At 64.6% G+C, this 18,098-nt stretch carries 17 protein-coding genes; 7 read left to right on the plus strand and 10 right to left on the minus strand.

From position 1 onward, the window contains the following. Window positions 1-157: 157 nt before the first annotated feature. Together J2X19_RS12305 and J2X19_RS12310 are read right to left on the minus strand one after the other, a co-directional pair. Window positions 158-1,174 (minus strand): FecR family protein, encoded by a 1,017-nt coding sequence (locus J2X19_RS12305; RefSeq protein ID WP_310373440.1) that lies wholly within the window; start codon window positions 1,172-1,174, stop codon window positions 158-160. Window position 1,175: 1 nt separating this feature from the next. Beyond that, window positions 1,176-1,694, minus strand: coding sequence for a sigma-70 family RNA polymerase sigma factor (locus J2X19_RS12310; RefSeq protein WP_310373442.1), 519 nt, complete (start codon window positions 1,692-1,694; stop codon window positions 1,176-1,178). 226 nt (window positions 1,695-1,920) lie between these two features. Between J2X19_RS12310 and J2X19_RS12315 the strand changes: the two genes are divergently transcribed. The 3 genes from J2X19_RS12315 to J2X19_RS12325 all read left to right on the plus strand — a co-directional run bounded on the left by J2X19_RS12315 (window position 1,921) and on the right by J2X19_RS12325 (window position 6,098). Continuing rightward, a complete protein-coding gene (locus J2X19_RS12315; protein ID WP_310373444.1) occupies window positions 1,921-2,469 on the plus strand; it encodes an RNA polymerase sigma factor in 549 nt (182 codons plus the stop codon). 79 nt (window positions 2,470-2,548) lie between these two features. Beyond that, entirely contained in the window at window positions 2,549-3,652 is a 1,104-nt protein-coding gene (locus J2X19_RS12320; protein WP_310373446.1) for a FecR family protein, read from the plus strand. A 97-nt stretch (window positions 3,653-3,749) separates the two neighbouring features. Further along, window positions 3,750-6,098: a TonB-dependent siderophore receptor gene (locus tag J2X19_RS12325; RefSeq protein WP_310373448.1), complete on the plus strand. Its 2,349-nt coding sequence runs from the start codon at window positions 3,750-3,752 to the stop codon at window positions 6,096-6,098. On the opposite strand, the gene J2X19_RS12330 is transcribed toward J2X19_RS12325, so the two are convergent. Further along, a complete protein-coding gene (locus J2X19_RS12330; RefSeq protein ID WP_310373450.1) occupies window positions 6,095-6,997 on the minus strand; it encodes a LysR family transcriptional regulator in 903 nt (300 codons plus the stop codon). The genes J2X19_RS12325 and J2X19_RS12330 overlap by 4 nt on opposite strands. Before the next feature lie 96 nt (window positions 6,998-7,093). Between J2X19_RS12330 and J2X19_RS12335 the strand changes: the two genes are divergently transcribed. Next, complete coding sequence (locus J2X19_RS12335; RefSeq protein WP_310373452.1) at window positions 7,094-8,632, plus strand: MFS transporter; 1,539 nt, start codon at window positions 7,094-7,096, stop codon at window positions 8,630-8,632. 44 nt (window positions 8,633-8,676) lie between these two features. Here J2X19_RS12335 and J2X19_RS12340 read toward each other — a convergent pair whose 3' ends face one another. From J2X19_RS12340 to J2X19_RS12370, 7 genes are all read right to left on the minus strand, one after another. Next, window positions 8,677-9,078: a GFA family protein gene (locus tag J2X19_RS12340; RefSeq protein ID WP_116603541.1), complete on the minus strand. Its 402-nt coding sequence runs from the start codon at window positions 9,076-9,078 to the stop codon at window positions 8,677-8,679. Between the two features lie 439 nt (window positions 9,079-9,517). Further along, window positions 9,518-10,003 carry a hypothetical protein gene (locus tag J2X19_RS12345; RefSeq protein ID WP_310373455.1) on the minus strand — a complete coding sequence of 162 codons (486 nt, stop codon included), beginning with the start codon at window positions 10,001-10,003 and terminating at the stop codon, window positions 9,518-9,520. A 142-nt stretch (window positions 10,004-10,145) separates the two neighbouring features. Continuing rightward, on the minus strand, window positions 10,146-10,769 hold the full coding sequence (locus J2X19_RS12350; protein WP_310373458.1) for a hypothetical protein: 624 nt from the start codon (window positions 10,767-10,769) through the stop codon (window positions 10,146-10,148). 161 nt (window positions 10,770-10,930) lie between these two features. After that, window positions 10,931-11,986: a lipocalin-like domain-containing protein gene (locus tag J2X19_RS12355; RefSeq protein WP_310373460.1), complete on the minus strand. Its 1,056-nt coding sequence runs from the start codon at window positions 11,984-11,986 to the stop codon at window positions 10,931-10,933. Beyond that, complete coding sequence (locus J2X19_RS12360; protein ID WP_310373462.1) at window positions 11,986-14,553, minus strand: FtsX-like permease family protein; 2,568 nt, start codon at window positions 14,551-14,553, stop codon at window positions 11,986-11,988. Before J2X19_RS12360 ends, J2X19_RS12355 begins: the two co-directional genes overlap by 1 nt. Before the next feature lie 65 nt (window positions 14,554-14,618). After that, complete coding sequence (locus J2X19_RS12365; protein WP_310373463.1) at window positions 14,619-15,362, minus strand: Hpt domain-containing response regulator; 744 nt, start codon at window positions 15,360-15,362, stop codon at window positions 14,619-14,621. Continuing rightward, a complete protein-coding gene (locus tag J2X19_RS12370; protein ID WP_310373465.1) occupies window positions 15,363-16,037 on the minus strand; it encodes a helix-turn-helix domain-containing protein in 675 nt (224 codons plus the stop codon). Between the two features lie 117 nt (window positions 16,038-16,154). On the opposite strand from J2X19_RS12370, the gene J2X19_RS12375 reads away from it, so the two are divergent. The 3 genes from J2X19_RS12375 to J2X19_RS12385 are packed head-to-tail and all read left to right on the plus strand — an operon-like array spanning window position 16,155 to window position 18,083. Continuing rightward, window positions 16,155-16,520, plus strand: coding sequence for a response regulator transcription factor (locus tag J2X19_RS12375; protein ID WP_116603535.1), 366 nt, complete (start codon window positions 16,155-16,157; stop codon window positions 16,518-16,520). Further along, complete coding sequence (locus tag J2X19_RS12380) at window positions 16,517-17,284, plus strand: HD-GYP domain-containing protein (RefSeq protein WP_310373468.1); 768 nt, start codon at window positions 16,517-16,519, stop codon at window positions 17,282-17,284. Before J2X19_RS12375 ends, J2X19_RS12380 begins: the two co-directional genes overlap by 4 nt. Window positions 17,285-17,294: 10 nt before the next feature. Continuing rightward, entirely contained in the window at window positions 17,295-18,083 is a 789-nt protein-coding gene (locus J2X19_RS12385) for an ABC transporter substrate-binding protein (RefSeq protein ID WP_310373470.1), read from the plus strand. Window positions 18,084-18,098: the final 15 nt, after the last annotated feature.

Below are 18,098 nucleotides of genomic sequence, written 5' to 3' on the forward strand. Positions count from 1 at the left end.
GCAAACTGGAGCTGGCTAGTGCCTCTGACGCGGAAGTGCTTTCCGGAAGGGTTTGGCGGTCCGTTTATCTTGCTTTCACTCTGTATGACGGATGAGATTCGAAAACTGGAACCGGCCGGCGAAAAAACTTTGGAGTTTTCAACCGCAGAGATTCCAGCTACATCCCGTCGGGTGCATCCACCATCACCAGATAAGGTGTCAGCGTGCGTATGCGCAGCGTGGGGAAGCTGGCGAGCAGCAGCTGCAGAGCGCGGTCGGTATCGTCAAGTGGCAGCACTGCGGACACTTGCATGCCCGCGATTTGCGTGCGGTCGTACTGGATATGGCCGGGTCGGTAGACGTCCAGTGCGTCGAGCACCTGGGCCAGCGGCCAGTCGTGTACGACCAGTTGGTGGAACTTCCAAGCATCGCTGACGCTGCGGGCGTTGATGTCTTCGGCCTTGCCCACATCCTCGGCGGAAATACGCAGGCGTTGGCCTGCGCTGACCGTGGTGGTATCGCCCAATTGGGCGTTGCGCTGGGTTGCGGTTTGCACGGCTACCTTGGATTCCAGCATGCTCAGCAAGGTGCTATCGGCACCACGCTGCACAACGAAGCGGGTCCCCAGCGCGCGGATGCTGCCGTGCGCTGTTTCCACCACGAAAGGACGGGCGGGGTCATGCGCCACGTCCACCAGAATCTCACCGCGTACCAGCTCCAGTGTGCGGCGTTGGCGATCAAAGCGCAGATTGACCGCGCTGGCGCTGCCCAGCGTAATGCGCGTCCCGTCAGGCAGGGTTTTTGCCTGCCACTGACCGGTGGCACTGCGCACATCGGCCAGTAGATAAGGTAGTGGATGGCTCCGCAGCACCAGCCAGGCAGGTAGCGTCAACGCCATGGCGAGGGTCAACACAGCGCCTACGCGCTTGCCGTGGTAGCGGTTTTTGGCGTTGCGCCCTTGAGAAAAGACCGCGCGCAGCGCGGCATGGGCCGGTTGCGCGCTGCTGCTCTCGCGCAAGCGCTGTACCTGGTCGATAAAGCCCTGCATGCGGGCCGCAGCTGCAGCGTGGCGCGGGTCGGCTGATTGCCAGGTTTCAAAGCCAATGCGCGCGGCCTGGCGCTCGGTTTCATCGTCGGCAGTGAGGCGAACCAGCCACGCCGCCGCCTGTGCCGCAATCGGATCGGTGGAGCCCACGCTATGCCTCCAGGGCCTGGTGACAATGCAGCAGCGACTGGGCCAGGTACTTCTGCACCATCTTGGTGGACACCCCGAGCTGGCTGGCAATGGTGGCGTGGGTCTGGCCTTCCAGGTAATGCAGTAAAAAAGCTTTGCGTGCCTTGTCCGGCAGGTTTTGCAAGGCTGTACCGATGTGCTCCAGTGCCTGTACGGCAAGCAGTATGTCCTCGGGTGAGGGGTAACCCGCCATGGACTCCGCCGCCAATGCCAGTTCCGCGAGATAGGTTTTCTCTAGCAGTTTGCGCCGCGATTGGTCCACCATCAAACGCTGGGCCGTGGTGGTCAGGTAGGCGCGCGGCTCGCGCATGCCCAGCAGCGCATCGCGCGAGGTAATGATGCGCAAAAAAGTGTCTTGCGCCACGTCGGCTGCGTTGTGCGCGCAACCCAGCTTCTTGCGCAGCCAGCTGTGCAACCAGCCGTGGTGAGCGCTGTATAGAGCGTGAACTTCATGCTGCTGGGCGAGTTCGGCGGTGGACATGCGTTTCTCTTCCTGATCCGGCGGCGTATGCCGGTGTGCAAATAAGAATAATTCTTATTCTAATCGGCAAGCGAGACTACCGCCCTGCGCACGAGGCGGCAAAGCCAATACTGCGCGATCGCCGATAATGTTGGTAACGATTCTCAATTGCATCAGGTGAGCCACGCCGCGTCGACGCCAACCTGCCCATGGATTTCAATCCATTTCTACAGGGTTTGGCTGGACTGTGTTCGACCGCTATTACCGCGAACTGCTGAATTTTCTTGTCCGCCAAGTTGCGGACCGCGCCACGGCGGCCGACCTGACGCAGGAGAGCTACGCCCGGGTCTACGCGGCCCAGGCATCGGGATCTTCCATCCCGGAGCCTCGCGCCTTGCTCTACCGCACGGCCCGCAACCTGGTGATCGACCACCAGCGCCATGGCGCGGTCCGGGCGGGCGTCGAGGTGGCATCGAAGGATGCCGAGCCGATGGACTCTCCAGGCCCTCGCGATTGGGAGCCCGAAGCCGCGCTGTCGTCGCGCCAAGGCGTGTCGGCAATGGTCGCCGCCATCGACAAGTTGCCGCCACGCTGCCGCGAGGCTTTCATGTTGAATCGTTTTGATGGGCTGAGCTACGCCCAGGTCGCCGCGCAGATGGGTATTTCCGTCAAAATGGTCGAGCAGCACATCAAGCTTGCGCTCGATACCTGTGAACGCTGTCGGCGTGCTTCTGCCGCAGGCGCCATCGGCGAAACTTCGCCCCGAACCAAGCTGCACCGTTCCAAGCATTTATAAAGGTCAGCAATTTCCGACTGCTTGACCTAGGGTATTCAGCGGCTCGCGCGTCTACCCCCTATGAGAGTCCCCGAACGCCATGCGCCCACCTTTTATTCCCACCCTTGACGCTGCTGCGCAGGCGCGTGAGACAGCGCTCGCCTGGTTCGTGCGGCGGCGCAACCCAGCCTTTACCGCGGCAGAAGAACAAGACTTCCAGGCCTGGCTGGCCCACGACGCGACCCACCGCCAGGCTTTCGCCCGCTGGCAGGACGAATGGCAAGCCTTCGACGGAATTCCATCGGAGATGCGGCATCTGCTGGAGCGCAATCTGGCATTTGACCAGGCCATGGAGGCTGCGAGTGACATCGGCCCGCGGCCAGCTGCACCCGTGCCTGCACCAAGCGCGCCCTGTGCCCGGCCCATCCGTCGCCGGGCTTTTCTCCCGGCTTTGGCCGGACTCGCTGCTGTCGTGGGCGGCAGCAGCCTGGTGCTGTGGAACCAATCACAAGCCCAGCCGCTGTACACCCGTGCGTTCAGCACCCAGCGCGGCCAGCAGGCGGAGCTGCCGCTGCCGGATGGCAGCCGAGTGCGTCTCGATACCGCGACGCGGCTGGAAGTCGCCTACTACCGGCAACACCGCGAGGTGAAGCTGCTGGAAGGGCAGGCGGTGTTTGCCGTGCAAACCGATACCGAGCGGCCGTTTCATGTATTGGCAGGCCGCACCCGCGTCACCGTGGTCGGCACGCGTTTTTCCGTGCGCCATACGCCGGGCATTCTGGGAAACGAAGGCGTGCATGTAGCCGTGGAAGAAGGCCGGGTGCGGGTCGAACCTAGGCAGGCAACCCAAGCCAGCGTGGTGCTTTTATCGCCCGGCCAGCGTAGCTACAGCGATGCGGCTGGCAATTCAGGCGTCGTGCTGCCCGTGTCGGCTGCGGGGATTGCACCTTGGCGGGAAGGGCGGGTCAGCTTTGACAACCTGCGCCTGGACCGGGCGGTGGCGGAATTCGCCCGCTACCGCGACCCGCAGCTGCTGATCCACGACGAGGGCGTCGCCGCACTGCGCGTCACCGGCGTTTTTGACCCCATGGACCCGGCAACCTTCAGGCGCGTGCTGCCGCAGTCCTTGCCCGTACGGCTGAAGAATGTCCAGGGTGCGATAGAGGTTGTCCGCGCCGATCGCATAGAGCCTCCGAAGCACTGAAAGCCGCAACTATTTTGGGGGCTGACCTAGGGTATCCGCAGGCCTGTCCGTCTTCACCAGCAAGAACCATTTGTTTTTGTTGTTGAAGGACGTTTCCATGCTTCGCTCCCCTTTGAACCCGGCACCGCTGGCGTTCGCCATCGCTCTGGCTTTTGCTTGCCTACCGGGCCATGCCCAATCCAGCCAGGGCGCACTGGATGGCACTCCCTTGGCTATCCGCATCGAGGCCAAACCACTGGGCCAGGCGCTCAACGACTGGGCCTTGCAAACCCGTATGCAGATCATCGTCCAGCCCGCACTGGTTGCGGGCAAGCAAGCGCCTGCAGTGGCGGGCAGCTTGAGCGCTAAACAAGCGCTGGACCGTCTGCTGGCCGACAGCGGCTTGGTGGCAGTGTCCGAGGGCCATGCCGTGGTGGTCAAGGCGGCCGCGGCCAAACCCGAAGCCACGCTCTCCGCAGTCACCGTCACGGCCACGGCCGATGTGGAAACCGCCTTCAGCCCGGTGCTGGGCTATGTGGCCAAACGCAGCAGCACCGCCACCAAGACCGACACCCCGCTGTCTGAGACCCCGCAATCCATCACCGTGGTCACACGCGACCAGATGGTGGACCAGGGCGCGAACACATTGCAAGAAGCGCTGCTGTACGCCGCAGGTGTGCGTTCGGATCTCTATGGACTCGACTCGCGCAGCGATGACGCCCACATCCGCGGCAGCACCGCCGATGCCTATATCGACGGCCTGCGCCAGACCAACGATTACTACACCTCCACCGCGCGGCCCGACCCCTACACCATGGAGCGCATCGAAGTGCTGCGTGGCCCGGCGGCCATGCTGTACGGCCAAGGCAGCACGGCCGGGGTGCTGAACCTGGTCAGCAAGCGGCCGCAGGCGGAATTCCAGGGCGAGGTGGGCGTGCAGCTGGGCAACTATGGTCGCAAGCAGCTACAGGCCGACATCACCGGTCCGCTGACAGCCGATGGCGAGTGGCTCTACCGCCTGGTGGCCGTGGCGCGCCGCGCCGATACGCAGGTGGACTACGTGGGGGACGACCGCACGCTCCTGGCGCCCAGCCTGACCTGGAAGCCGAATGCCGTCACCTCGCTCACCTTGCAAGGCCTGTCCCAACACGACCGCACCGGATCGACCTCGCAGTTCCTGCCCTGGGCCGGCATGCTCACTGCCAACCCGAATGGGCAGATTCCTACCAGCCGCTTTATCGGCGAGCCGGGCGACCACTACGATACCGACCGCAATAGCCTGGGCTACCTGTTCGAGCACCAGTTCAACGACCAGTGGACGCTGCGGCAGAACTTCCGTTATGCGGAGAACAAGGTGGACTACCTGACCCACTATGCCAACTCCTTCAGCCTGCCTGGCGGCTGGTATGACGACCCGGTGAACCAACGCATCATCGGGCGCTACGGCGACCATACGCAAACCAAGGTACACATCGCTACCATCGACCAGCACCTGGAGGGCCATCTGCAGACCGGCGCGGTACAGCACACCCTGCTGACCGGGCTGGACCTGACCCGCTACCGCAACGACAAGCGCTCGGGCGACTCTTACGACACCATAGATGCCTACGCGCCGGTCTATGGCCTCGCCACACCCGTCGTGCTGGGCGAAAGCCTGCATTCCAGCCAGCGCCAGGCCGGCCTGTATCTGCAGGACCAGATGAAGATCGCGCAAGACTGGATCGTGGTGGCCGGTTTGCGCCATGACCGCGTGACCAACGGCGTGCAAGGCACGGCAGACGAGCACAGCCGGGCCACCACCAAGCGCCTGGGCCTGATGTACCTGCTGCCCAATGGCTGGTCGCCGTACCTGAGCTACAGCGAATCCTTTACGCCGGTGGCTGGCACCAATGTCTACGGCGCGCGCTTCAAGCCCTTGCGTGGCGAGCAGATTGAAGCCGGGGTGAAATACATGCCGGCCAACAGCAGCACGCAGTTCACCGCATCGGTCTACCAGCTGAAGGAGAAGAACCAGTCCACCGTCGACCCCACCCGGGCCGACAACACCATCCAGGTCGGCAGCACCCAGAACAAGGGCCTGGAACTGGAGTGGAAGGCCGCCGTCACCCGCAATGTGGATGCCATGACCAGCTACACCTACACCGATGTGGACAAGCAGCTGACCCAGACTTCGCGCAATCAGGCCAAGGCTTGGGGCAAGTACCGCTTTGCGCTCGCAGGCATAGAAGGGCTGGCGGTGGGCGCGGGCGTTCGCTACCTGAGCGCCTTCCGCGACGGCGCGGCCCCCGCCACACCCGCCATCACCTTGGTCGACGCGATGCTGTCCTGGGACCAGCAGCACTGGCGCTATGCCTTGAACGTAAACAACCTTACCGACAAGGTCTACAACACCATCTGCCTGTCGCGCGGCGACTGCTGGTACGGCGCGCGCCGCACCGCAGTGCTCAGCGCCACCTACCGCTTCTAGTCTGCTGCTGCCAACAAGCGTGGCGCCATGAAGTCCACAAACGCCCGCAGCTTGGGCGAGAGCTGGCGGCTGGCCGGCCAGAGCATCCAGAACTGGCCGCCCAGGTCGCCGCATTGCGCGAGCACCGGGCTGAGTGCGCCACTGCGCAGCGCGTCGCGGGCCAGAAAGTCGGGCATGTAGGCAATGCCCAGGCCGGCGATGCAGGCCTCGCGCATCGCCTCCATGTTGTTGCAGACCAGCGTGCTCGGCGCTGGCAGTACGGTGTCGGGCTGCAGCACCCATTCCTGCAGCTTGCCGCTGGTCGGGAATCTGAAACGCAGGCAGGCATGGCCGGCCAAATCATGCGGCGTGGCCGGTGTGCCGCGCTGCGCCAGGTAGGCCGGTGCAGCCAGCAGCATCAATCTAAACGGCCCGAGCCGGCGCGCCAGCAGCCCAGAGTCGGCCAGCGCACCGCTGCGGATGGCGACATCCACGCCGTCTTCAATCACATCGACCAGGTGGTCGTTGAAGTCCAGTTCCAGCTCGATGGCCGGGTAGCGCTGGCTGAATTCGGGCAGGTGCGGCAGCAGAAAACGGTAGCCGATCACCGGCAGGCTGACCCGCAAGCGGCCCTGCGGCGCCTGGGCCGACTGCTGCATCATGGCCCGCGCATCGGCCAGATCGTCCAGGATGCGGCGCGCCCGTTCACAGAAGATTTCGCCCTCGGCGGTGAGCCGGATGTGGCGGGTGCTGCGGTGGAACAGGCGCACGCCCAGCTGCACTTCCAGCCTGGCCACGTTCTTGCCCACGGCCGAGGCCGAAATGCCCAGCAGCCGCCCCGCGGCGACATAGCTGCGCGCGTCGGCCGCGCGCACAAACGAGGTAAGCCCCACCAGATTGTCGAAGCTGTCTTCGGCCATTCACAACTTTCAGTCCGTAAAGAGCAGAGCTTAGGCCACTTTATCAATGATTGCAGCGTCAATACCATGGCCATCTGATTATTCCAATGGACCACCATGGCTTCTGCTTCTGTTTTGTACATCTCCCGGCGCCAGCGTATCGCGCTGCTGGTCAGCGTCTGCCTGGCGGCCTTGGCCATGCCGCTGGCCTTTACCGGGCCGGCGCTGGCTTTGTCGGCCATCCACCAGTCGCTGGGCGGTAGCCCAGTGCAGCTGAACTGGGTGACAAATGCCTTCATGCTGGCTTTTGGAGCCTGCCTGATGGCTTGCGGCGCACTGGGCGATGCGCATGGGCGCAAGCGGGTGTTTCTCGGCGGGTTGCTGCTGTTTGTGCTGGCCTCGCTGGCCTGGGGGTTCGCCCCCGGCATCGTCTGGCTGGACCTGCTGCGCCTGCTGCAGGGCCTGGGCGCGGCAGCCGCATTTGCCGGTGGTACGGCGGCACTGGCACAGGCGTTTGACGGCGCCGCCCGCACCCGCGCCTTCAGCCTGCTCGGTACCACCTTCGGCGTCGGCCTGGCGTTTGGCCCGCTGCTGGTCGGGTGGCTGATCGAAGCCCAGGGCTGGCGCAGCTTCGGCCTGCTGCTGGCCGTTGTAGGCGGGCTGGCTGCTGTCATCGGGGCGCTGTGCATGCGCGAGTCACGCGACCCGCAAGCCGCCGGGCTGGATCTGCCGGGCGCGGCCACCTTCACCAGTGCGCTGGCGGTGTTCACCTTTGCGGTGTTGCAGGCGCCGGTATGGGGCTGGGGCAGTGCCCGGAGCCTCGCGGCCTTTGCTGTGTCGGCGCTGCTGCTCGCGGCTTTTATAGCCGTCGAGCGGCGGGTGGCGCGGCCTATGCTGGACCTGGGCCTGTTCCGCTATCCGCGCTTTGTCGGCGTGCAGTGCCTGGCCGCCGCGCCGGCCTATGCCTACGTGGTGCTGTTGGTGTTGCTGCCGCTGCGATTGGTGGGCGTGGAAGGCTATGGCGCAGCCGAGGCCGGGCAGGCGCTGCTGGCCTTGTCGGCTCCGCTGCTGGTGCTACCACTGCTGGCCGCGTATCTGACGCGCTGGTTCTCAGCTGCTGCGCTGTGCGGCAGCGGCCTGCTGGTGTGCGCGGTCGGCCTGCTGTGGCTGGGCCGCTGTGTACCGGGTACACCTGCAACCGCGCTGGCTTGGCCGCTGTTGCTGATCGGCAGCGGCATCAGCCTGCCCTGGGGGCTGATGGACGGCTTGGCCGTCAGCGTCGTGCCGCGCGAGCGCGCAGGCATGGCCACCGGCATCTTCGGCACGGTGCGGGTCGCCGGCGAGGGCTTGGCTTTGGCGGTCGTCGGTGCGGTGCTGGCGACTCTGGTGGGGCGGGGCCTGGCGCTGGCGGCGCCCGGCGTGGCCGAGGGCACGGTGTCGCAGGCTGCGCAAAGCCTGGCCACCGGCGGCTTGGCGCAAGCCCTGGCCTTGCTGCCCGGACTCAGCGCCGAGACGCTGCTGCAGGTCTACGGCCTGGCTTTCAACCATCTGCTGTACGGGCTGGCGGGGATGACAGTTCTGACGGCGGCGGTGGTGTTTGCATTTCTGCGGGAGACGCCCGCGCCCAGTGGGCCGGCGGTGCTGGGTGAGGCTTGAGCTAGGTTGATAGCTGCCTCCACCTATTTCATCGGCGCTAGGGGCTAGCCTTGGCGATCCGCTGGGTGATTGACACCGTCATTGAGCGGTACGGGCTCCAATGCGAATGGATTCACGCCCTCCAAGCAACCGACGTTGTAGCCGTACTGGTCCGGGAAAGACCTGCGCTGGTGGTGCGTGTAGATGCCGCAGTGTGCGCAGAAGTAATGCTTGGCGACCTTTGTGTTGAACTGGTAGAGCTTCAGCGCCTCGCCGCCTTGGATGACGGTGATGCCAGACAGAGGTACCGAGGCGACGATCGCGCCTTTTCTGCGGCAGATCGAACAGTCACATCGGCGCGGATTGACGATGCCGTCCGGTAGGTCCAGTTCGAGCACGACGGCGCCGCAGTGGCATGAAAGACGATGCTTGGGGAGGATGGCGACGCCAGCGACGGACTTGATCATGGGAGTGGGGGTCTTGAGGGTTAGGCTGCGTCGCTTCGGCGTAGCGACGCCAGGTGCAAGCCAGTCACTACCGCGGCTGAATATGCCAGAAAGACTGGTGTTGCCGCTAATGCAAAGCCATAGCTGACCAGGACCACTGGGAGCCAAAGCACAAACGATCCGCAGAACGAAGCCACAGCTACTCTTCGCTTCGGCAGCGGCTGTCGTAGGCATGATTGGATGGCGAAACCCAAGACGAAACCGTAGGCAAGTGCGCTTAGCACGAGAGGCCAGCTGTTGCCTCCGATGGCGTAGTAAAGCAGAAGCAAGCCGAGGAAGCTTGCGGCAAAAAACACGGAGGAGGGAAACCGGAGACTATTGAACATGTGCGATGTACGAGTCCGTGATCTGGCGTTTGACTTTAGTGGGCGGCCGTAAGTAGGTCTGTTAGCAGGAAGGGTTAGCCGTCACGTTCACGGGACCGAGCAACCGCCAAAAGCGTTTGCTCATAGCCTGCCCCGAACTCCAGCTTCGTAATGTCTTTGTAGCGAAACGGACGATCATCGTTCTCCCACTCGGCGTTCACGCTCAGCCATCGCAAGACATATGTGTCTTCCGATGTCATTCGGATAGTACCAACCTGAACCTCGTCGGGTTGAACCTTCTCCCGCTCTATGACTAGTACGCCGAATTCCTCTTGAGCGGACTCCATGAGGCTTCGCGTTGAAGTGCAATCAATGCGTTTCGGGATCATCGGGTCTTGCCCATTTAGGCGCAGGGCTCGCTGAATAAGATCCTGCTTCTCAAAAGACTCGGCGATCGAGACTATATCTATGCGGCGGAATGCGCAGTAGCCGTCTAAGTCGAATCGATCACCGACGCGGTGAAGAACGACGAAGCAGTCACTCTCGGCGACTAGGAAACCTTGCCAAGGTGACTCGTCCATCGCTCGGGTAACCTCTACTAACTGGGAATGGTTGCTTGTGGGCATTCGAAGACGGCTAACGTTGGCGTAGTCTGGCAGGCAGCATCGTGATGCTGCACGTTCGCGACGAACCATTAGGTCAAGCGCGATCTAACATTACTGGTTAGGCCTTTCCGCTCGTTACGTGCCAGTTCTGGCGATCTCTCCAGACTGCAGGGCGCCGATGTGTGCGCTGCTTTCGGTAGTGCTCGTAGTCTTGAAGCAGTTCCTCAACCTTCGGAGCGAGGTAGCCGTGCTTGGCGAGGAACTCGCGAACCTCTGCCGGAACCGGCAAGTTGCTGATGCCGTGACGGCGCAGCTGCTTCCACTCTTCCGTTACCTTCGGTTCGGCCCCTTGAGGAACAAGATTGCCACCAAGAATGTAGTGTGCATAGTCGAACTCAGTGAAGCGATGCCAGTCCTTAAGAACGGCGGGAAACGTGCTTTCAGGAACCCCGACCTTACGCATAGTGTCAAGGATGGAGGCTTTAACTGATTCCTGCTCGTCGTCCGAGTAGCCACCGATTCTTCCTTGACGCTTTACGAGAGAAAGTGATAGCTGGCCCAGTTGCTCGGCGAGGATGCGCAACTCTTCGACCGCAGTCTCCGCTCGAGCAACGACCTCTCGTGTTTTCGCTTCGATTCCGGCCTTGGACGCCTTGAACTCAGAAATGCGATCGAGGTTCGCCGCAACTAGGAAAGCGAGTGCAGCGATGAGACCGGCGACGATGCTGAGGAACCATTTCATGAGAAGGCCTACGTGATACATACCACAAACACTGCGGCTTCAGTCAGCAACTCTAACCGTAAAAAAATGCATTGCAATTTGTGTCACATGCGTAGTTTGCTCCATTAAAAGCAGCAACAAACACCGAAGCCGCTGCAGTACTCCGCAGATAACCCCCACCTTCACATCCGCAACGCCTCCGCATACCCCGTCATTTCCAGATACCCATGCCCCACCAGCCGCCCCTGCGCGTCTAGCAGTCGGCTCAGGCCTTCCCAGTACACGGCACCCGTGGACTGCCGGCTGTCCAGCTCCTGGTTGTCCAGCACGGCCTGCACATTGAACCGACCCATCGGTGTATTTAGCGCCCATTCGACCGGGTAGCGCGCCTGGTTCGCCGGACTGGTCCAGGTACGCCCCGGGGTGAAGCGCAGCTCGCCGGGCTGGAAGATGGTCAGCACGCCTTGCGCGGTACGGAACGAGCCGCCGTCCCACAGCGTGCCGCCGTCCTTGCGGCGGATGCGGAAGGCGGTGAGAGCGCTGCCGTCTTGCAGGTTCATGCCCAGCCAGTCCCAACCGGCGGCCTCGGGCGCCAGATAGGCTTGGCTCCACTCGTGGTCCAGCCAGGCGCGGCTGGTGTCGGGGTTGATCTCGAAGCGTTGGCCTTGCAGCTGCAAATGGCCGCTGGCGGCCAGTTGCGGCTGGCTCACGTAGTAGCTGGCCTGGTCGGGCTGCGGGCCTTTGCGAGACAGGCCTTGGCTGCCTTGCAGCAGCAGTGGCTGTGTCGGTGCCAGCTGCAGGTGCAGGCCGAAATCTTGCGCTGGCAGTTCGGCGAGGTACTGGTCGGCGGTGCGGACCAGCGACCAGTCGCGCAGGCGCACGGCTGTGTCGGTCTCGCTGGCTTCGGCAATGCCAAAACCGGCGCGGGTGATGCGCTGGTCGTGCCAGAGTTTCTTACCCTGCACGTCGGTGATGGCCGCATGGGCAAACAGCAGCTGCTTGGCGGCGAAGCGCGAGCTCATCGCCTGCGTGGCTTCCACGCGGCTGCGGAAGAAGGTCAGCTGGAAGCCGAATTCGCGACTGCCCGACACTGCCCGCCCGGTGATGTACCACCACTCTGTGCCGAAGTCCGGGTGGCTGCCCAGGTCGCGTGGGAACTGCATAGCAGCCGGGGGCAGGGCGAACGCCGGGCCGCCCAGGCTGGCCATGGCCAGCACCAGCCAATCGCGGCGCTGCATCACCAGTCCTCCTTCACCGCCAGCACCGCGTCGTGGCCGGCGGCGGCGCGGCCGGCCAGCCAGGCGGTTACGGTGCCGGCCAGCACCACGGCGGCGCACAGGGCCAGCAGGCGGGGCCAGGGCAGGTGCAGGTCCATGGTCCAGTGGAAGCTCTGCGGGTTCACCACAAACACCAGCACCATGGACACGGCCAAGCCTAGCGCCAGGCCGGCGACCGAGCCGATCAGCGTCCAGGCCGCGCCTTCACCGGCCACGACCGCCAGGATCTGCCGCTGCGTCAGCCCCAGGTGGGCGAGCAGGCCAAATTCCTTGCGCCGCGCCAGCACCTGGGCGCTGAAGCTGGCGGCTACGCCAAACAGGCCGATGGCAATCGCCACCGCCTGCAGCCAGTAGGTCACGGCAAAGCTGCGGTCAAAAATCTTCAGGGACGTGGCGCGGATCTGGCTGACTGACGAGAACTCTAGCGGCGCATCGCTGAGGGCGCGGATGGCCCGCTGCACCTGGTCTTCACGCGCGCCGCTGCCTAGCCACAGCGCCAGGTCGTTCACCGATGTATCGCCGGTCAGGCGCACAAAGTCGGCCTGCTCCAGGCTGATGGCACCAAACTGCCGCGCATAGTCGCGCCACACGCCTGCTACAAAAAAAGTAGCTGGTGGCGCAGGTGCTGCCTGCGGCAGAGCCTCAAAAGTCTTCAAAAGCGGGGTGAACGTGGTGCCGGGCTTGGCGCCGTACAGGTCGACCATGGGCTCGCTCACATAGATGGCGATCTGGCCGGGCGGCACCGGCAGCGCCGTGCCCACCAGCGGCAGGCTGCGCGCCGGGTCGCCGATCTGCCGGGCGATCAGGGTCACGCTGGGCTTGCCCGGGTCCAGCAGCAGGGCGCGCGTGCGCTGGGTGGCCACGCGCTGCACGCCGGGTAACTGCGCTACGGCCTGTACCAGGCTGGGCGGCAAGGTTTGTGCGTCGTTGCCGGCGCTGGCCGTCGCGGTGCGCACATACAGGTCGGCGGGCAACACCACGTCCAGCCACTGCACCATGGAGTCGCGGAAGCTGGCCACCATCACCGTCAGTGCCACGGCCAGGCTCAGCGAAGCGACCACGCCGCTGACGGCCACCGCCGCGCTCTGCCTGACCCGGCGCGCGCGCTCAATCGCCAGCATGGGCAGCAGCCGGTGCGCGAGCAGGGGCGCGAGGCGGTCGTACAGCGCGGCGATCAGCCAGGGCAGGGCGGTGATGCCGCCGACCAGCAGCAAGGCCACCGACAGATAGGCGCCCAGCGGTATGCCGAACACCGGCGGCGCCAGCGCCAGCAACACACCCAGCAGCACCAGCGCCAGGCTCAGCCCGTGGCGGTGGCCGCGGCCCAGGTCGGCACCCAGGCCTTTCAGGGTTTGGGCGGGCGGCAGGCGCTGCGCGGCCCGTGCCGGCCACCAGCCGCCCACCAGGGCTGCGGCCACGCCGAGCGCGCCGTACACCACAGCCGCCAGGCCGTCCCACTGCAGCCGCGGCGCCACGCCGGCGAAGTAGCCGCCACCCAGATCCCCGCCCAGCAGGCGCAGCGCCAGGGCAGCCAGCCCTGTGCCCAGCGCAATTCCGGCCAGGCTGCCGATGCTGCCCAGCACCCATGATTCCCACAGCACCAGCTGCAGCCGCTCGCGCCCGGTCAGGCCCAGCACGCCCAGCAGCGCAAACTGCTGGGCCCGTTTGGCCACGCTCAGCGACAGCACCGAGAACACCAAAAAAGCCCCGGTGAACAACGCCACCAGGGCCAGCACCGTCAGGTTCACCCGGTAGGCGCGCGACAAATTGCTGATGCGTTGGGCGGCATCGCCGGGCTCGGCAGCGGTGATGCCAGGTGGCAGGTCCAGCGCCTGGACGAAGGCCGTGCGGTCCACTCCGCTGCGCAGCCGCAGGTCGATGCGCGACAGCTGGCCGAGCCGGCCAAAGGCCTGCTGGGCTGCGCCTATGTCCATCACCGCCAGCGGCGGGCCGGTGGCGCCCACGCTGCCAGCCACGCGCAAGCGCAGACCGTTTTGCAGCTGCACGGGGCTGGCCAGCAGTTGCTGCGCAGCGGGGTTGAGGAACAGCGTGTCGGGCGCCAGCAAGGCCAGGCGCTCGGCGTTTTGGTCTGGCACCGGCATCAGGCCAGGGGCGACGGCCGCCACCACCAGTGCATCCACGCCCAGCAGCTTCAGCAGCTGGCGGCGGCCGTCCTGGCCGGTCACCAGGGTGGACAGTTCCAGCACCGGGCTGGCCAGTGCCACATCCGGGTGGGCGGCGATGCGGGCGTAGATGGCTTCGTCAAACTGGCCCTGGGTAGCGCGCAGCTCCAGGTCCGGCTGGCCGCCCGCGGCGCTGACGGCGCTGGAGAATTCGCTGAGCGCCGAGGCATTGATCAGATGGACAGAGAACGCCAGCGCCACTCCCAGCATCACCGCCACCACGGCGGCAGCGTTGCGCCAGGGGTGGTGGACAAGCTCTTGCCAGGAGAAGCTGGCAAGCAGGCTGCGCACGGCGGAGCGGGTGGGGGTACGCGGCGCGCGGCGGTCTTGCATGGCTGCGATCATAGGCATTCCCATGGCGTGCCTGGTTGCTATTCAATGAATAGCTGCTTGCGCAGATGGGATATGCGCTAGGGGCTGATTTTTTGTAAATCTATCCAGTGCGCCAGGGCGGCGCGCAGCGTGAGCCAGCCGCTGTGGGCCGGGCTGACCGGGCCGGGTGCGGCGCTGTGGCACAGCTGCTCCAGATCCCTCGCCTGGGCCGACAGCTGGGGTGCGCCCAGGGTCAGCAACACGGTCTTCAGGCTGTGCGCCACCCGGCGCAGGGCCGGCAGGTCGCCGCCTTCGCTGGCCTGGTCGCCGGTGGCGATGTCATGCGGCAATTGCAGCAGGCAGCTGTCGCGGTACAGCTGGAACAGCTCGGCATCGCCGGCGAAGTACTGGTCGATGGCGCTGGCGAGTGCGAGGTCTACCGGTGTTGTTGGGGTTGCCGTCACCGGGGCGTCCTGCAGGGCTTCTTGCACGCACTGCTCCAGCAGGCCGACGGACACCGGTTTTTCCAGCAGCCGCCACACGCCCAGCGGCGCCAGCTGCTGCCGCGTGTCTTGCGTCAGGCCGGCGCTGAGCACCACCACCTTGGCCTGGCCCCGCAGGCAGGGCGATTGCTGCAGCTCTTGCAGCAGGTCGACGCCGGAGGCGCCGGGCAGCATCAGGTCGGTCAGTATCAGCTGCACCGGGGCGGCACCGAGTATCTCCAGCGCCCCGGCCACGCTCTCGCATTCCAGCAGTTCGATCGGCAGCTCTTCCAGCGCCATGCGGACGAAGCGGCGCAGCAGGGCGTCGTCTTCCACCAGCAGGACGCGGGGCTGTGCCATTCAGCGGCCTTTGCCCGCGACCTGCTCCAGGCATTGGGCCAGCAGCGGCGGCAGGTCGGCTACCAGCTGGGGTTTGTGCACCACGGGCACGCCGTCCAGCGCAAAGGTATAGGGGGCTAGTTCGCTGGGGCTCAGCGAGGTGATGACGATCACCTGCAGCTTGCCGAACAGCGGGTGGGCACGCAGGCCGGCCAACAGGGTGGCGCCGTCTATGCCCGGCAGCAGCAGGTCGACCATCAGCACATCGGGCTGGAACTGGCCGGCCATGATCAGGCCGGCAATGCCGTCGCTGGCGGTTTGCAGCTCCACCGTGGGGAACTGGCGCCGCACCAGCAGCGAGACCAGGTTCTGGAAGTGCATCGAGTCTTCGATCAGCAGCAGCTTGACCGGGCCGGCCATGCGGCCGTGGCGGGCGATGGCGCTGGCCACATCGGCTGTGCCCGCGGCGGGTGCCTCGACGGCCGGTGCGGCGCTGCGTTCGCCGCTGCGCCAACGCTCTACCGATTGCCGCGATATGCGGCGGTGCCCGCCCGGGGTTTTCCAGGCTTCGAGCTCGCCCCGGTCCACCATGAGCTGCACCGAACGCACGGCCAGCCCCAGCATGCGGGCGACCTCGATGGTGGTGTAGTGGTCTTCGGGGGGCGGTGGGGGTATCCGGGTGGGGTCGTGGGGCATGGCGGTATTTTAGCGAATACATCAAATTTCGTTAAATGCATCACTTCTGAAATATGATGCGTGAATATATGATACATCTATCAATTTAAATATCATTTTTAATACAAAGAACGTCTCATGAAAAAAATTCTGATTGTCGAAGACCATGCTGATATCCGCCGCCTGATCCGCATGACCCTGGAGTTCGAGAGCTATGACATTTTTGAAGCGGCTGACGGCGAGCGCGGCTTGTTCATGGCGCAACAGGTGCAGCCCGACCTGGTGCTGCTGGACGTGATGATGCCGGGCAGCGTCGACGGCCTGCAGGTATGCCGCATGCTGAAGGCCCAGGCCAAGCCGCCGCGCATCCTGCTGCTCACCGCCCGTGGCCGCAGCGAAGACCTGGAGGCAGGCTTGCAGGCCGGCTCCGATGCTTACCTGGTCAAGCCCTTCAGCCCTTTGCAGCTGATGGAAGTCGTTGAACAACAATGGGAGCCAGCATGACCCGCCACAGCAAGCAATCGCTGATCCCCGATAGTGGGAACAGCTTTTCAGAAGCCGCAGGCCAGCAGATGGAACGCCTGGTGGCCGACTTCGGCCGCATGTACCGCGAACGCAATGACGCGCTGGAAGAGGTGGCCCGGGCCCACCACGACGCCTTGTTCCGGCTGGCGATGGCGGCCGAGCTGAAGGACGACGACACCGGCGTGCACATCATCCGCATCGGTTTTTTGTCGGAGGCGCTGGCCCTGCTGCTGGGGCAGCCCAAGGAAGCTGCGCGCATGCTGCGCAAGGCCGCACCCATGCACGACATCGGCAAGATCGGCATCCCCGACGATGTGCTGAAGAAGCCGGGTTCGTTTTCGCCCGAAGAGCGCGTCACCATGAACCAGCATCCGATCATGGGCGCCGAGCTGCTGGGCCGCTCACGCATACCGCTGTTCCAGATGGCGGCCGAGCTGGCTTTGTCACACCACGAGCGCTGGGATGGGTCGGGCTACCCGAGTCAGCTCAGCGGGGAGGCGATTCCGCTGTCGGGCCGGATCGTGGCGGTGGTCGACTTCTTCGATGCGCTGACTATGGACCGCTGCTACCGTTCTGCGTTTTCCGACGATATCGCACTCAGCATGCTGGCCTTGCAACGTGGTTTTGCTTTCGATCCGCATATCGTCGATGTATTCTTGGCCAATGCTGAAGTGTTGATCGCGGTGCGCGAGCGCGTCAACCAGACCCATCCCACATTCAATGACCTGGTCGAAGCCGATTGAAGGAATCTGTATGCATCTGATCCGCGCGCTGACGGTTTTTGTACTGTGTGGTCTGTCCAGCCTGGTCTGGGCCGGCAAGCTGGCCGACCGTGTGCAGGCTAGCGGCACGCTGCGGGTCTGCGTCTGGCCCGACTACTACGGCGTGAGCCACCGCAACCCGAATACCCAGCAGCTCGAAGGCGTGGATATCGACCTGTCGGCCGAGTTGGCGCGCGACCTGAAGCTCAAGCTGCAGTACGTCGACTCCTCATTTCCCACCCTGGTGGACGACCTGAACAGCGAGCGCTGCGATGTGGCGATGTTCGCCGTCGGCATGCTGCCGCAGCGCATGCAGCAGCTGCGCTTCTCGCGCCCCTACCTGCAAAGCGATATCTACGGCATGGCGACCAAGAGCAGCCGGGTGGTGCAGCAGTGGTCCGATATCGACCAGGCGGGCGTGCTGGTCGGGGTGCAGGCCGGCACCTTCATGGAACCTATCATGCGGGCCCATCTGAAGCGCGCGCAGCTGGTGGTGGTCAAGCCGCCGGCCACCCGCGAAAGCGAGCTGGAAGCCGGCCGTATCGATGTGTTCATGACCGACTACCCGTACAGCCGGCGCCTGCTGGACAACGCCGACTGGGCACGGCTGATCTCGCCGTCCAAGCCCTTCAGCGTGCTGCCCTACGGCTATGCGGTCAAGCAGGGCGACGATGTCTGGTGGAAGAAGATCGATGCTTTTGTAGAGCGCGTTCAGCGCGATGGCCGGCTGGAAGCGGCGGCCAAACGCCATGGCCTGTCGACTATCGTGGTGCCCAAATGAGCTGCGCGGCTAGCC

This window comes from Rhodoferax ferrireducens, from assembly GCF_031458075.1.
In the GTDB taxonomy this organism is placed as follows: Bacteria; Pseudomonadota; Gammaproteobacteria; order Burkholderiales; family Burkholderiaceae_C; genus Rhodoferax_B; species Rhodoferax_B ferrireducens_A.